This window comes from Bacillus sp. FSL K6-3154, assembly GCF_040869395.1.
Taxonomy (GTDB): Bacteria; Bacillota; Bacilli; order Bacillales; family Bacillaceae; genus Bacillus; species Bacillus safensis.
Window position 1 is genome coordinate 104,037 of record NZ_CP152033.1, and the last position, 15,469, is coordinate 119,505.

Consider the following 15,469-nt stretch of genomic DNA (forward strand, 5'->3'; position numbering starts at 1 on the left):
TCTCCTTTCAGGTTAAACAACGCTCATTATAGCACATTTTCGGTGATGTTAAACATCCCCTGCTCTTCGATTGTCATTTACCTCTTAACTGATGATTGATAAAATAGGGTTGCTTGATTCTTTTTTCCTAATAAAATGATATTTGACTAAATGACATGTCTTCATTTATCGGAACAGGAACACATCTTAAAAAGAAAATTGAAACGTCAAGCCAATTTGTTACGTCTATATGATGGAGTGCACTACTTTACGTGTACTCAAAAGCTAAAGTTTCTCTTGAAAGGGGAACGCTTTCGACTTGAAGGAGGTCAACATGTTTAAAAAAATGATGCTTGGTATGATGGCAGCGCTCCTTTTCCTAATTGGTGCGCCAAAAGTCAGCTTAGCGGATGCAGCTGTCGGCGATGTCATCGTCACACTCGGGCAAGACTTAACACCGGCTGATCGCCAGAAGGTGCTTGACGAGTTGAATCCACCTGAAAATGCGACAAAAATTGAAGTAACCAATAAAGAAGAGCACGAATATTTAGGAAAATACATCCCTCGTTCTTCTATCGGGACGAGAGCATTATCATCTTCATCGATCACCATTGAAAAATCAGGTACAGGTCTCACTGTGGATACACACAACATCAAGACCATTACAGATGAGATGTATTTAAATGCTTTAATGACAGCAGGTGTCAAAGATGCCAAGGTTGTCGTGACTGCTCCATTTGAAGTATCTGGTACAGCCGCACTGACGGGCTTACTAAAAGCGTATGAGGTGTCAAGCGACAAAGCCATTCCAGAAGATGTGAAGCAGGTGGCAAACGAAGAGCTTGTGACAACTTCTAAATTGGGTGACTCTATCGGGAAAGATAACGCTTCTGCCCTTATTGCAAAAATCAAAGATGACATTGCAAAAAACGGTGTCCCTAAAACCACAAAAGAAGTAGAAGAAAAAGTGGATCAGGCTGCTTCTGATTTGAACTTAAATCTGACGCAGGATCAAAAAGATCAGCTTGTCTCGTTATTTGATAAAATGAAAAACATCAATATCGATTGGAATCAAGTAGGATCTCAAATTGATAAAGCAAAAGACAAGATTACTAAATTCATAGAATCGGATGAAGGGAAAAACCTTCTTCAAAAGATTTGGGATTTCTTTGTATCCATTTGGAATGCGATCGTTTCTGTATTCACTGGAGGAAAATAATTCATGAAAAAAAGCTGCCTGAACACCAGGCGGCTTTTTTTAAGTAGATGATTTCACTTTTGATTGATACGGTAAATCAAGTTTCACAATGTCCTCATATGTTTCACGCTCAACCACAAGCTGCGCTTCTCCGTCTTCTACAAACACAACAGCTGGGCGCGGGATACGGTTATAGTTGTTTGACATACTATAGCCGTAAGCTCCAGTACAAAAGACAGCTAATAAATCCCCTTGTGATAATTCTGGCAGATCGATATCCCAAATGAGCATATCTCCGCTTTCACAGCATTTACCGGCAATTGAAACCGTTTGATCATGCGTTTGGCTCATTTTGTTGGCACTTGCGGCTTCATATTTCGCTTGATATAAAGCTGGACGAATGTTATCACTCATTCCGCCATCTATCGCTACATAATCACGGATGCCAGGTACATGTTTTGATGATCCGATCGTATAAAGAGTCGTCCCTGCATCTCCAACAAGAGAACGGCCTGGTTCTATCCAAATCTCTGGCATATCGAACTGGTAGCGGGCCACGTTCTCTTTCACAGCTTGGATAATTTTTTCGACATATTCTGTCGCAGGAAGTGGTTCATCCTCTTCTGTATAACGAATCCCAAAGCCGCCGCCTAAGTTTAATACTGTAGAAATAAAACCAAATGATCTTCTCCATTCATCCAGCTTCAAAAAGATTTTATCTGCTGCAAGGACAAAACCAGCCGTATCAAAAATTTGTGAACCGATATGACAATGAACACCTAAAAGCTCGATCACTTCTGAACCAAGCACTTGTTTCACCGCTTCATCTGCTTGTCCATTGTGAAGATCAAAGCCAAATTTTGAATCCTCTTGACCTGTCGTAATGTAATCATGCGTATGCGCTTCGACACCAGGCGTGATGCGGAGCAATACTTTCACTTTTTTTGACAGCTCTTGACCAAGCTGTTCAATGAGCTTCATTTCATAGAAATTATCCACAACAATACAGCCGATCCCATGCTCTAAAGCCATTTTTAATTCTTCTCTGCTTTTATTATTGCCATGGAAATGAATTTTTTCTACTGGGAATCCAGCGCAAATGGCTGTGTGAAGCTCACCGCCTGATACGACATCAAGAGATAATCCTTCTTCTTTGGCAAGCTGAAACATGGCGATGGAGGAAAATGCTTTACTCGCATATGCTACCTGTGCCGTTAATTCTTCTTCTATAAATGCTTTTTGAAAGCTTTTTGCGCGCTCCCGTATTAAAGCCACATCATATACATAAAGTGGTGTCCCATACGTTTCAGCTAAAGAAACAGCATCAACACCACCAATTTCTAAATGACCGAGTTCATTTTGTCTGCAAGTGCCGTGTAAATACAATGTCATTCCCTCTTTCTCCACTTCGGCTGAAAAAAGGCAGCTGCGTGAGCTGCCTTTTGCCGTGTCTCAAAGTTAAAAATACAATATCACAATCTTCAGCCACTTTCAATGAGCGTTAAGAATTTGGCGGAATTTTTGATCTGTTTTGAGGGTGAACGATGCTCGGCCTTACTTTTGAGCCAGGAACAGACGTCCGAATCAGCACTTGCCATAAAGCCTTTCCATTGAAAGGAATGAACGGCCACATATAAGGTGTCTGCAATGAACGAATGGATGTTAAATAAATGATTAACAACGTAAAACCAATGATGAGTCCATTCAGCTTAAAAATTGCCACTAGTGCTAGAATGATGAGCCTTACAATCTTATTGGCGACACTCAGCTCATAGCTTGGCGTTGTAAAGGTACCGATCGCTGCCAGCGAGACGTATAAGATGACCTCTGGTGTAAATAAACCGACATCAATGGCGATTTGTCCAATTAAAACAGCCGCGATCAACCCCATGGCGGTTGACAATGCGGTTGGCGTATGAATGGCTGCCATCCTTAAAAACTCCACCCCGAAATCAGCAAGAAATACTTGGAGAATCACAGGGATATGAGAAGGTTTATTAAACCCAATATAGCTTAAATTGTCAGGCAGGAGATTTGGTTCGAGAATAAAAAGAAACCAAATCGGCAAAAGAAAGGTAGAACATAATATGCCTAAAAAGCGTACCCATCTTAGGAACGTACCAACGGCAGGCGCCTGGCGGTATTCTTCTGCATGCTGAACGTGGTGAAAAATAGTGGTTGGTGTAATGATGACACTAGGGGATGTATCCGTAATGATGATGACATGCCCTTCTAATATGTGGTTAGCGGCAACATCCGGACGCTCGGTATAACGCACTAGCGGAAAGGGATTATATCCTTGCTTAATTATAAATTCTTCAATCGTTTTATCAGACATCGTCAGCCCATCGACTTTGATTCCTGATACTTCTTTTTCTATAATATCTACTAAGTCAGGGTCTGCAATATCTTCAATATAGCAAACACAAACATCCGCTTTTGAACGTTCGCCTACTTTGAGCATTTTGTATCTCAGCTTTTCATCCCGCACTCTTCTTCGAATAAGCGCTGTATTCACAATAATATTCTCAACAAAGCCGTCCCTTGCTCCCCTGACCACCTTTTCTGTATCCGGCTCCTCAGGCATTCTGCCAGGATAGCTTCTAACATCAATGATAAAGGCGTAATTTTCACCTTCTACAACGACTGCTACAAGCCCAGACAGTACTTGATCCACTGCTTCATCCAGCGTTTCTACCTTGGAGACCTGCTGATTGACGAGGCGGTTCTCGACTACATGTGCAAGATCATCGGATTCAGGTTCGTTGTCATTGATTTCGATTAGCTCTTTTAATAAGTAGATAATATACTGTGTATCACACAATCCGTTTACATAGTAAAGCTGGATTTCCTGATCGTGTATATAAATTTTCCGAACACCAAGGTCAAAGCTGAGACCCATTCCGACATTTTCCTTGAAGTAATCTTCATTTTTCTTCGGGTCTCGGTACACGTTTACCTTGTCTTTCTTCATGGAAACCACTCCTTTCTAATATTAATTCCACTGCTTTCATCGTGATTGGAGATCCCTTGCTCAGATCATCTTTCCGTCCCATCTTGCCAATATCTCCAATACCGACAACTAACGGAAGATTGAGGGAGTCAAGACAATACACTGTATCACCGCTCATTTTATGGGGCTCCATTTCGGGAAGACCGTGTTTGTCGACACCGTATTCTGTCAGTTCACCTTCCCTGTCAATGGAGACATGGACCTTAGTCCATTCGGCTTGGTGCGTTTTGGATGCAACTGCAATCGCTCCAATGACTTCGATTTCAGGGTGGCGCGCCACATGTTTCATCGCTGTCTCGCCTGTTCCTTCACCTGTCAGTCCAGAATCATCGAACATCACAAAGACTGGATCATACGGCGTTTTTAAAATCATCTGAACAAGTTCAGGTCCTGTCCGTTTGCTTGGATTTCCTTTTGAGCTGGAAATACATCGTCCGCCAACGTTTTTAGCGGCAAGCTCAATGGTTTTGGCAGCATATATATCTCCGTCTGTCACTAAAATGACTTTCCGTCTTTGCCCCATATTCGGTTATCCTTTCGGTTTAAAGATAAGTGCGATAATAAATGAAAATAAAATCGCAGCTGATATTCCAGCAGAGGTTAATTCAAAGATACCGATACCGATGCCGATGAATCCGTGCACATCTGCCTGATGCATGGCCCCATGAAGCAAGCTATGACCAAAGCTGACAATTGGTACGGTTGCGCCCGCGCCTGCAAATTCAATAAATTTATCATAAATACCGAATCCGTCTAAAATGGTACCTGCCACAACAAAAGTAGTCATGACATGTGCAGGCGTGAGTTTGAGTACATCTAGCAAAAGCTGGCCAATGACGCAAATAAGTCCGCCTGCCACAAAAGCGATAAGATAATCCATTAGCTCTCTCCTCCTGCACGCTCAAATACGACACCGTGCGCAATGGTTGGAATGGTCTCTTTTTGCTGAACCATCATTGGGCTGAGTAACGCCCCGGTTGCCACAACGAGTACTCTTTGCAGATTCCCTGCTTTCATTTCCTTAAAAATATGACTAAATGTCACAACAGCTGAACAAGCACAGCCGCTGCCTCCAGCGAATACGTTTTGGTCGGGTGTATAGATGATTAAACCGCAATCATCGTGCTTTCGCCCAAGCTGAATGCCTTCTTCTTTCAAGAGATCCTTTAAGATCGGTGAACCAATGCCTGATAAATCTCCAGTTAAAATCAAATCGTAATCATCTACTGTTCTGCCTAAGTCTTCTAAATGCTGCTTGATGGTGTCTGCCGCTGCTGGTGCCATGGCCGATCCCATATCAAATGGATCTGTAATGCCAAGATCCATGACCCTGCCTACCGTTGCGCTCGTAATTTGAATTTGAGAGGGTTCTTGGCTGATAATAACGGCTCCACCACCAGTTACTGTACTTGTTGCTGTATCTGGCTTTTGTCCCCCGTATTCTGTCGGATTACGAAATTGGCGTTCTGCAGTCGCATTGTGACTGCTTGTTGCTGCGATGGCTCTATTTGCAAAGCCGCCATCAATGAGTGCTGACGCAATGGCGACCGATTCCATTGAAGTCGAGCATGCCCCAAACAAGCAGAGAAACGGGATCTTCAGCTCTCTTGCCACATAGTTTGCTGTGACGTTCTGGTTGAGTAAATCTCCAGCCAGCAAAAGATCAATATCGCTTTTTTGCAAATTTGCTTTTGATAAAGCGGTTGATATCGCATCATCCATGAGCTTCCTTTCAGCCATTTCCCAGTTCTTTTGATCACAGTGCATTTCATCGTACGTTTTATCAATTAAATGACCAATCGGGCCTTCTTTTTCTTTCGGTCCTGCAGCAGTTCCTTCTGCATTGACATAAAGCTTGTGCTCAAATACCCAAGATTGTTTACCTGTTAGTTTCACCTTTCATTCCTCCTACGAAAACATCTTTTCCAAGACGTATCGAATGATCCCTACGACATATGCCGAAACGACACCAAATACAATGACGTTCCCAGCGAGTTTAAACATATTTGTGGCAACACCTAAAACAAGCCCTTCACTTTTATGCTCAAGGGCAGCACTTGTCATACTGTTAGCAAAGCCTGTCACCGGGACAGCTGATCCGGCTCCAGCAAACTGGCCGATTCTATCGTAAATACCGATACCCGTTAATAGAGAAGAAATTAAAATGAGGGTCGCCACTGTCGGGTTCCCTGCTGTCTTTTCGTTAAAATCAAAAAAGTGGATATAGAAATGTTGCAGCCCCTCACCTATCAGACAGATTAAACCGCCAACTAAAAACGCCTTAATGCAGTTGAGGACATAAGGAGGTTTGGGCTGATACGTTTTCACCTTAGATGGATAGTTCTCTTTTAAACTCGACACGTGTTGTTCCCTCCAATTGATTAAATATAAATAAGCCAATGAAATAGTGAACCAAATACCTTTCCTAAGACGATGGCCATGAGCAGCAAAACAATTTTCCCGTCCATTCCAATTCTTTTCGTTAATATAGGAAGTACATTTAATACTTCAGTGAGTGCAGCTGCAAGCATGCCGACGAAGATGCCTGATAAAAGACCGACCGGCATCGCCAGCCATTTGGTTAAATGAAGATGTATTTGACTTAAGGTGGCCCAGCCGCCAACAACCGCCCCGCTAATAACAGCCGCCTCGTACCCTTGTATGAAGCGCTGCGTTTTGGTTAATTGCATTAAGCGGGGAATAATGCCAAGCACTGTAAGAAAAGCCACAAATCCTGCTCCGACCGTTAAACCGCCGCCAAGTCCAACGAGTACGACAAAAAGCCACTTACCGATCATGGATATCCTTCAATGTTTCTTTATTTTCATTGAGTGCGACATAATGATCGAGATCGAGCTGATATTTAAACATTTCCACTTCGAGCGGACTTGGTTCTTCATTTAAACGCTTTTTAAATACATGATTGAAAAACAAAATCATGCCAAAACCGAGTCCAAAGCTATATGGAATTTGTAATAAATACGGATGCTCAACCGTTTTCCCTGTGATCATTTCATATAGGCGGATATGAACGAGCCGCATACTGACATCCTCGTGGAAATTCATAATGGCAAGCGCCGCTCCAACAAATAATAGGAGCCATACAAACACAAATAAAACGGGAGAAAGCTGGCGTTTGCCTGTATCAATTTCAACAATGGCCTCAGAGCCGCCAACGGTTTGAATGTCGATATCTGGCCACGTTTTTTTGATCGTTTTGACGACATGCATGATATCAAGAACGGCGATGTGACGATCCTTTTTGCTGACATGATACACCGGCATTTTACTAAGCTTTTGCACAGCAAACTCATCACCAGTGATTTGGGCGATATCCTCTAAATAAATGAGCTGATCAATACCGGTCTTGATTCGATGGCGCAGCCGAATAAAGATTTGTCCGTCCATCCAAGTCACTTCCTATACGATGGGTTAAAAATAGTATGTGGTGAAAAATGGTTCTCATACTGATAGAACTTGATTTACCGGTAATTACCACACAAAAAAAGCCAGCCTAATCGGCTAGCTGTCTTTTTGATCCATTTGCATTTGGATTTGTTTTAAAATTTTCTTTTCAAGCCGTGAGACTTGTACTTGTGAAATGCCAAGTCTCTCTGCAACCTCAGATTGTGTCTGGTCTTTATAATACCTTAAATACACAATAAGTTTTTCCCGTTCTTCTAATTCCTTGATCGCTTCTTTCAGTGCGATTTTGTCAAACCATCTTTCCTCAGAATGATCGGCAATTTGATCAAGCAATGTAATCGGATCCCCATCATTTTCATACACCGTTTCATGAATGGATGATGGCGAGCGCACTGCTTCTTGGGCGAGAACAACATCCTCTGGTGTGATATCAAGGTATTCGGCAATTTCCTGAACGGTCGGCATTCTTCCATGAGACTTAGACAATTCATCCCTTGCCCGCCGAATTTTATTTCCGAGTTCCTTTAATGAACGGCTGACTTTGACCGTTCCATCATCCCGAATAAATCGCTGAATTTCACCAATGATCATGGGGACGGCGTACGTTGAAAACTTTACATCATATGACAAATCAAATTTATCAACAGATTTCAGCAGTCCAATACAGCCAATCTGAAATAGATCATCTGGTTCATATCCCCTATTTAAAAAGCGCTGAACAACGGACCAAACAAGACGCATGTTTTTTTCTACGAGGAGGTCTCTTGCTTGCTGATCACCGTCTTGGCTTTTTTTGATGAGCTCTTTGACTTCATCATTTGACAGCTGGGCTTTTTTAGCTTGCTTTTTTACCTCCACATCCATATGAGCAGCTCCTTTAATTACAAAGCGCTTTGCTTTTTGATAGATGCTTTGTTAAACGGATGGTCGTGCCCATTTCTGGAGATGAGTCCACCATGACATCATCCATAAAATTCTCCATGATGGTAAAGCCCATTCCAGAGCGCTCTAAGTCTGGTTTTGTGGTGAAAAGCGGCTGTCTTGCTTCCTCAAGATCGGTAATACCCATTCCTTCATCACGGATGGTGAGGTAAACGACATGATCATCTAGTGTGACATGGATGTGCACCTTGCCATCTGGATTCCCATCATAGCCATGAATGATTGAGTTTGTCACTGCCTCAGATACGACGGTCTTGATTTCTGTTAATTCATCTAAAGTCGGATCAAGCTGAGCGATAAATGCCGCGACTGTCACCCTCGCAAACGATTCATTTTGGCTTAATGCCGAAAAAGTCAGGTTCATTTCATTTCTCATGATGCCACCCCCAATGTTTGCAAAGCCGTTTGCTCAGAAGGCTCCATCCGAATAATTTTAAACAAGCCAGACATATCAAATAACCGGTTCACTGCTGGCGAGATGGCACAGACGACCATTTCCCCGCCAAGCTGCTTAATTTCTTTATATCTTCCTAAAATCACTCCGAGTCCAGAGCTGTCCATAAACGATAAATCAGCCAGATTCAGCACAATGTGGCGAATGTCCTCTGTTTCCAAATAATTCGTCACCTTTTGTCTCAATGTTTCTGCGGAGTGATGATCGAGCTCTCCTGTTAACCGAATGCAAAGTACGCTCTCTTTTACTTGAAAATCAATACCAAGGCTCATTTTTTATTCCTCCTTGCTCTAATTTCGGATAAAGAGTGTTTCTCTTTTATATAAAGTAAATCCTTCACCATGACAAAACTAGTGACCATTCGTCACATTTAGATGTTCTTTTCTTTTTCCTCATAGCAAAAAGACTGCCAATTACAGCAGCCTTTCGCCTTTTATTTCCATTTTACAAAATCAGCCATCGCCCGTTTGAAGAAAGTCCAAACGCTTGCCTTTTCCATTCCTTCTTTTGCTTCTACAGGGCTTTCATGCAGCACTTTTCCATCTTTTTTCAAGACGATCGTACCAAGTTCCGTTCCTTTTGAAAATGGAGCCTTGACATCATGAGACAATTTGATTTCTTTTTTGATCTGATCCACATTTTCGCCTTTTTTCGTTAAAAGGGAGATCGGTTCAGAAGTAACGAGCTGAATGTTTTTCTTTTTCCCTTTGCTCACTTTGACCTCCGCCACATCTTGCCCTCGTTTGTAAAGCGGGTGAGTCGTATATTGACTAAATGCGTAGTCTAACATTTTGACTACCTGAGCGTTTCTGTCTTTCGGCGTGCTTGCGCCAAAGACAACCGCAATGACGCGCATGTTACCTTTTTTAGCAGATGCAGTTAAACAGTATTTCGCTTCACCTGTAAAACCTGTTTTCACCCCATCGACCCCTGGATAAAATTTAATTAGACGGTTTGTGTTGACAAGCCAGAATTTTTTATCTGTGTTTTGCCGGAGATAGTCTTCGTAGACACCTGTGAATTTGGTGATTTGTTCGTATTTCAACAGCTCTTTTGCCATTATTGCCATATCGTGAGCTGTGCTGTAATGGTCTTTTTCAGGAAGTCCTGTTGGGTTTTGAAAGACTGTTGAGGTGAGGCCAAGCTCTTTCGCCCTTTTGTTCATCTGCTCTACGAACTGTTCTTCAGATCCTGCAATATGCTCTGCCATGGCAACTGAAGCATCATTTCCTGAAGCAATCGCAATGCCTTTCAGCATTTCTTTCACGGTCATTTCTTCTCCTGGTTCAAGGAAGATTTGCGACCCTCCCATGGACGCTGCATAGTCGCTCGTTCTGACCTTGTCTGTCATTTTCAGTTTACCCTGATCAATGGCTTCCATGATGAGAAGCATCGTCATGATTTTGGTCATACTTGCGGGTGCAAGCTTTTCATCGCTGTTTTTGTTGTAAAGCACCTTTCCCGTGTCACGTTCTATTAAGATCGCTGATTTGGCTTCGTGTGCCAATTCTGATGTTTGTTTTTCTCCTGGTTTTTCAATCTTTTCTTTTGCTATCGCTGATGGTGAAACCATTGAGATAAGGATCATTAAAATAAACAATGCACATATATGACGTTTCAAGTGGCAGACCTCCATTATCGTAATCCTTTCTATTTTTTCCTCATACAGGCTGTTTTATTCAGAGATCGTATGATTGCAAATAAAAAAAGCCTTCTGCTCGGGTAGCAGAAGGCTTCTAGACACATGCTATGAAAGTTGTTTGACAATGTCTTTTACTAAATCAAGAAAACTTGCTTTCACTTTTTCCGTTACTTCGATCACTTCATCATGAGACAGCGGCTGATCCAAAATACCAGATGCCGCATTGGAAATGCATGAAATGCCAAGCACTTTCATTCCTGCATGACGCGCAACAATCACTTCTGGAACTGTCGACATGCCAACAGCATCTGCTCCAAGTGTTCTTAAGAAACGAACTTCAGCAGGTGTTTCATATGAAGGGCCTGTCATCCCTGCATAAACCCCTTGCTGTACAGATATGCCTAAACGCTGGGCTGTTTCTTCTGCAAGTGCCAGCAATTCTTTATCGTACGGTGCAGACATATCAGGGAAACGAACGCCTTGACTGTCATTTGGGCCAATTAATGGATTGGTTCCCATCATATTGATATGATCTGTGATCAGCATGAGATCTCCTGGACGGAATGACGTATTCACACCGCCGGCTGCATTTGTGACAATGCATGTGTCAATGCCAATTTCTTTCATTACTCGGACAGGAAACGTCACTTGCTTCATATCATATCCTTCATAGAAATGAAAACGTCCTTGCATCGCGCAAACGACAGTGCCTTTCAGCGTTCCGATCACGAGCTGCCCTGCATGTCCCTCTACTGTTGAAACAGGGAATCCAGGAATATCTTCATATTTTATTTTGATTGGATTTTCAATCTCATCTGCTAAAATGCCAAGCCCTGATCCTAAAATCAATCCAACTGTTGGTACATATGTCGATGCTTGTTTAATGTATGCCGCCGCTTCTGAAAACTGTGCTCTCACGAGATTTCCCCCTATTTGAGTTTAGATAAAAAGCTTGTTCCGTATTTTGGCATCGCTATCTTGAAATTATCTGCAACGGTTGCCCCAAGATCAGCAAACGTTTTTGCTGTTGGCAGTTCATTTGCTTCCTGATGCTTTTTGCTGTAAGCAATGAGCGGAACATATTCTCTTGTATGATCTGTTCCGTGATGAACCGGGTCATTTCCATGATCTGCTGTGATCACAAGAAGATCATCCTCTTTCAACAGGTCAAACACTTCAGGAAGACGTGCGTCAAATTCCTCTAGTGCTTTTCCATAACCCTCTGGATCTCTTCTATGTCCGTAAAGAGCGTCAAAATCAACAAGGTTTAAAAAGCTGAGTCCTGTAAAGTCTGTTTTAAGTGTATCGACCAGCTTGTCCATTCCATCCATGTTTGATTTTGTTCTAAGAGATGATGTGATCCCCTCGCCGTCATAAATATCAGAGATTTTTCCGATCGCAATGACATCGAGTCCATCATCTTTCAGTTCATTCATGACTGTACGGTCAAATGGTTTTAACGCATAGTCATGACGGTTTGGCGTTCTAACAAATGCGCCAGGCTCTCCGACAAACGGACGAGCGATAATCCGTCCAACCATATATTTTTCATCTAATGTGAGTTCACGGGCAATTTCACAAATACGGTAAAGCTCATCTAATGGCACAACTTCTTCGTGCGCAGCAATTTGCAGCACAGAATCCGCAGATGTATAAACGATTAAATCGCCTGTTTTCATGTGCTCTTCGCCAAGCTCATCTAAAATTTCCGTACCAGACGCAGGTTTATTGCCAATAATACCTCGGCCTGTTTTTTCTTTTAGTTCATTTAATAGTTCGTCTGGGAATCCGTCTGGAAAGACTTTGAACGGTGTGTCTATGTAAAGACCCATGATTTCCCAGTGTCCTGTCATTGTGTCTTTACCATTTGATGCTTCTTGCATTTTTCCATAATACGCAAGCGGTTTTTTATCCGCTGGAATTCCTTTGATTTCTTTAATATGACTCAGCCCAAGCTTCGCCATATTCGGCATATGAAGCCCGTTCATTTTTTCAGCAATATGTCCAAGTGTATCTGCACCTACATCATTAAAATCAGCAGCATCTGGTGCTTCCCCAATTCCTACTGAATCCATGACGACGAGGAAAATACGTTTATACTGATAATCAGGCATTAAAAAGCGCCTCCTTCAATATTCTTGTCTTTTGACCTTACAAACAGTGAGAGGTCAGACATCTCAAGTATAAACCGTTTACAAGCCAGTTGACAACCATAAACGGTGTAAACATGAAAAAGCATGACACCCGTTCACTGTGTCATGCTTTACTTATGCCCTTGGATGGTATTTGTGATACACATCTTTCAGTCTTGTTTTCGTCACATGTGTATAAATTTGTGTTGTCGAGATATCGGCATGTCCGAGCATCTCCTGTACAGCTCTTAAGTCCGCACCGTTTTCAAGCAGGTGTGTAGCAAATGAATGCCTGAGCGTATGAGGCGTTAGTTCCTTTTGAATCCCTGCTTCGATGGCTCGTTTTTTTAAGTTCTTCCAGAAGCCCTGGCGCGACATTTTTTTCCCGTGATGATTGAGAAATAGGGCATCGGACGGCTGTTTTTTTAACAGCTTGCTTCTTCCCTTTTCGAGATATTCTTCAATCGCGCTTGCAGCAGCTTCACCGATTGGCACAATACGCTCTTTTCTTCCTTTTCCAAAACAACGGACAAAGCCCATTGTGAGGTGAACATCAGCAAGGGTCAGATCCAGCATTTCACTGACGCGAATGCCTGTTGCATATAAGAGCTCAAGCATCGCTTTGTCTCGGTAGTCAAAGGGAGTGTGCTGATTTGGTGTATCAAGCAGCTTTTCGACCTCCCCTAATGATAAAACTTTCGGTAAAGTCCGCTCTGTTTTTTGCGTTTCAATGTTCCATGACGGGTCATCCGTTGTCACTTTTTCCCGAAGCAGAAATTGATGAAAGGAACGGATCGATGATAGATGCCGTACAGACGTTTTACTCGATTTCCCTTCCTCTTTTAACTGCTTTAAATAATGAATGATATGCAGACGCGTGACATCGCTAATATCCGTCAGCTGTTCATTTGTCATTAAAAAAGACAAATAGTTCTGTAAGTCTCTTTTATAAGAAACAATGGTATTTTCAGAGAGTCCTCTCTCTACGGTCATAAAATGAATAAAGTCGGATAATTGATCGTTCAATGATTTCTACTCCCCGTTTTGATAAAAATAAATCAATCGGTCTTGCCAATTGTCTTGATTCGGCTGATCCATTTCCATCACTTTAATTGCTGCACCCTCTGGTTTATCATAACGATGGTAGCTTTCATATTCTGAATTTATCCATATCATAGCATAATAGAACAGGACGGTAAAACCAGTGAACAAGATAAATACTTTGATCACTTCACCTGTTGTTTTGAGCCATTTCCGCATAAACTTCAAGTCCTTTCTCACCTTCTCATTACTTCAGCATATGCCAGGTGGGACAAGGAATATACAGCGAAAATGCAAAAAACCTCTTCATCTTAAATGAAAAGGTTCCAATTCGGATTATTTGCCGGATTCATCATCATGACACCGGTGGCAAATACCATGGAATGTCAATCTATGATCCTTAATTTTAAATTTCCAGTCACGTTCAATAATCTCTTCGACATCTTCTAATAAATCATCTTCTATCTCATCGACTGTTCCGCATTCCATGCAGACAAGATGATGATGGAAGTGAGCGGCTCCTTCTTTGCGAAGATCATATCGCGAAACGCCGTCTCCAAAGTTAATTTTATCAACAACTTTCAGTTCAGTGAGCAATTCTAACGTCCGATAAACAGTAGCAAGACCAATTTCAGGAGACTTCTCTTTTACGAGGAGGTATACATCTTCTGCACTTAAATGGTCTTCTTCATTCTCAAGCAGTACTCTTACTGTGGCTTCACGCTGTGGCGTGAGCTTGTAGCTGGAAGAATGAAGCTGTTTCTTAATTCGATCAATCCTATTTTCCATTGACTTTCCCTCCTACGCCACATTACTTGATCATTATATCAAATGATGTGCTGAGAGCCAACTATAATCATTTTAAATTGATAAATAAATTGATTATTAATTAATAACAATTATAAAAGAACACCTGCCAGCTTTTTCATCAGCATGAATGATATGTACGATTCAAAAAAAGACGAAAGTGCAGCAAGCGCTAAAATCATCAGCAGAACTGATGCATACCGGCCAAACCACTGGACGGGTGCTTGACTGATGGTTTTTTTCATGAAGAGCTGTCCAATGAGACGGATGGAAAACGCAATCGCACAAGTGCCAATTACTAAATAGGCTGGAATGAGCAAAATGTTTTGCGGAAGCACCGATACGAACGAGAGAAAAAATCCACTCAGCCCCATTTGATTCACGAGAAAACCAACAGTAAACCCAACAACAATTCCTTTTAAAAAGATCATAAGAAAGATAAGCGGCAGACCAACGATGGAGATTCCCAGAATCCACATAAGGCCTAAATATTTCATATGATGCAGGAAGCTTTGTAAAAACATTTCTTTTGATTCTGCTGCTTTCTCATTTGTCAGTTGACCAAAAAATTGATTTAAATAATAGAATAAATCCTCTTTCTGGCTGAATGTCATGCTATTGACAATGATGGCCCCGAAGATCACACCCATTAAAAAGAGTACAGAGACAAATAAATAAATCGAGAGATGATCTTTTACGTGCTGAAGAAGATGCTCCTTCCAAGACTTTTTCCGCATGTGTCTTCCTCCCAAATAGTAAGGTTACTAGATTCTATGAGAGAGATTACGAAACATGACAGTTTTATCGAAAGAAAAAAGAGAAAGCAGCCTGCTCA

General features: G+C 41.8%; 19 protein-coding genes. 1 reads left to right on the plus strand and 18 read right to left on the minus strand.

The window, feature by feature from the left end:
• Positions 1-313: 313 nt before the first annotated feature.
• Positions 314-1,198 carry a DUF1002 domain-containing protein gene (locus MHH61_RS00600; protein ID WP_024422856.1) on the plus strand — a complete coding sequence of 295 codons (885 nt, stop codon included), beginning with the start codon at positions 314-316 and terminating at the stop codon, positions 1,196-1,198.
• Positions 1,199-1,237: 39 nt separating this feature from the next.
• Here the strand turns inward: MHH61_RS00600 and lysA are convergent, their stop codons facing one another.
• The 18 genes from lysA to spoIIM form a co-directional block, all read right to left on the minus strand.
• The gene (lysA, locus tag MHH61_RS00605) at positions 1,238-2,563 is read right to left on the minus strand and encodes a diaminopimelate decarboxylase (protein ID WP_125587307.1); all 1,326 of its coding nucleotides are present in this window, start codon (positions 2,561-2,563) and stop codon (positions 1,238-1,240) included.
• A gap of 115 nt (positions 2,564-2,678) precedes the next feature.
• Positions 2,679-4,160 (minus strand): spore germination protein, encoded by a 1,482-nt coding sequence (locus tag MHH61_RS00610; RefSeq protein WP_024428063.1) that lies wholly within the window; start codon positions 4,158-4,160, stop codon positions 2,679-2,681.
• Positions 4,105-4,713 (minus strand): stage V sporulation protein AE, encoded by a 609-nt coding sequence (locus MHH61_RS00615; protein ID WP_024422859.1) that lies wholly within the window; start codon positions 4,711-4,713, stop codon positions 4,105-4,107. The genes MHH61_RS00610 and MHH61_RS00615 overlap by 56 nt, the downstream gene beginning before the upstream one ends.
• Positions 4,714-4,719: 6 nt before the next feature.
• Complete coding sequence (spoVAE, locus tag MHH61_RS00620; RefSeq protein WP_007501045.1) at positions 4,720-5,070, minus strand: stage V sporulation protein AE; 351 nt, start codon at positions 5,068-5,070, stop codon at positions 4,720-4,722.
• Positions 5,070-6,086 (minus strand): stage V sporulation protein AD, encoded by a 1,017-nt coding sequence (gene spoVAD / locus MHH61_RS00625; protein WP_056767201.1) that lies wholly within the window; start codon positions 6,084-6,086, stop codon positions 5,070-5,072. The genes spoVAE and spoVAD overlap by 1 nt, the downstream gene beginning before the upstream one ends.
• A gap of 12 nt (positions 6,087-6,098) precedes the next feature.
• Positions 6,099-6,551, minus strand: coding sequence for a stage V sporulation protein AC (spoVAC, locus tag MHH61_RS00630; protein ID WP_024422861.1), 453 nt, complete (start codon positions 6,549-6,551; stop codon positions 6,099-6,101).
• Positions 6,552-6,571: 20 nt separating this feature from the next.
• The gene (locus MHH61_RS00635; RefSeq protein ID WP_024422862.1) at positions 6,572-6,988 is read right to left on the minus strand and encodes a stage V sporulation protein AB; all 417 of its coding nucleotides are present in this window, start codon (positions 6,986-6,988) and stop codon (positions 6,572-6,574) included.
• Positions 6,978-7,598: a stage V sporulation protein AA gene (locus tag MHH61_RS00640; protein ID WP_024422863.1), complete on the minus strand. Its 621-nt coding sequence runs from the start codon at positions 7,596-7,598 to the stop codon at positions 6,978-6,980. The genes MHH61_RS00635 and MHH61_RS00640 overlap by 11 nt, the downstream gene beginning before the upstream one ends.
• Positions 7,599-7,712: 114 nt before the next feature.
• Positions 7,713-8,480: an RNA polymerase sporulation sigma factor SigF gene (sigF, locus tag MHH61_RS00645; RefSeq protein WP_024422864.1), complete on the minus strand. Its 768-nt coding sequence runs from the start codon at positions 8,478-8,480 to the stop codon at positions 7,713-7,715.
• A 13-nt stretch (positions 8,481-8,493) separates the two neighbouring features.
• On the minus strand, positions 8,494-8,934 hold the full coding sequence (spoIIAB, locus tag MHH61_RS00650; protein WP_024422865.1) for an anti-sigma F factor: 441 nt from the start codon (positions 8,932-8,934) through the stop codon (positions 8,494-8,496).
• Positions 8,931-9,284 (minus strand): anti-sigma F factor antagonist, encoded by a 354-nt coding sequence (spoIIAA, locus tag MHH61_RS00655; RefSeq protein ID WP_024422866.1) that lies wholly within the window; start codon positions 9,282-9,284, stop codon positions 8,931-8,933. Before spoIIAA ends, spoIIAB begins: the two co-directional genes overlap by 4 nt.
• Positions 9,285-9,445: 161 nt before the next feature.
• Positions 9,446-10,633 (minus strand): D-alanyl-D-alanine carboxypeptidase family protein, encoded by a 1,188-nt coding sequence (locus MHH61_RS00660; RefSeq protein ID WP_024428060.1) that lies wholly within the window; start codon positions 10,631-10,633, stop codon positions 9,446-9,448.
• A 126-nt stretch (positions 10,634-10,759) separates the two neighbouring features.
• Positions 10,760-11,572 (minus strand): purine-nucleoside phosphorylase, encoded by an 813-nt coding sequence (locus MHH61_RS00665; protein WP_125587276.1) that lies wholly within the window; start codon positions 11,570-11,572, stop codon positions 10,760-10,762.
• Between the two features lie 11 nt (positions 11,573-11,583).
• The gene (gene deoB, locus MHH61_RS00670; RefSeq protein ID WP_125587275.1) at positions 11,584-12,768 is read right to left on the minus strand and encodes a phosphopentomutase; all 1,185 of its coding nucleotides are present in this window, start codon (positions 12,766-12,768) and stop codon (positions 11,584-11,586) included.
• Between the two features lie 153 nt (positions 12,769-12,921).
• On the minus strand, positions 12,922-13,812 hold the full coding sequence (gene xerD, locus MHH61_RS00675) for a site-specific tyrosine recombinase XerD (RefSeq protein WP_125587274.1): 891 nt from the start codon (positions 13,810-13,812) through the stop codon (positions 12,922-12,924).
• Positions 13,813-13,818: 6 nt separating this feature from the next.
• On the minus strand, positions 13,819-14,046 hold the full coding sequence (locus MHH61_RS00680; RefSeq protein WP_024428058.1) for a YqzK family protein: 228 nt from the start codon (positions 14,044-14,046) through the stop codon (positions 13,819-13,821).
• A 117-nt stretch (positions 14,047-14,163) separates the two neighbouring features.
• Positions 14,164-14,616 (minus strand): ferric iron uptake transcriptional regulator, encoded by a 453-nt coding sequence (fur, locus tag MHH61_RS00685; RefSeq protein ID WP_003215577.1) that lies wholly within the window; start codon positions 14,614-14,616, stop codon positions 14,164-14,166.
• Between the two features lie 110 nt (positions 14,617-14,726).
• A complete protein-coding gene (spoIIM, locus tag MHH61_RS00690) occupies positions 14,727-15,371 on the minus strand; it encodes a stage II sporulation protein M (protein ID WP_024422873.1) in 645 nt (214 codons plus the stop codon).
• Positions 15,372-15,469 lie beyond the last annotated feature (98 nt).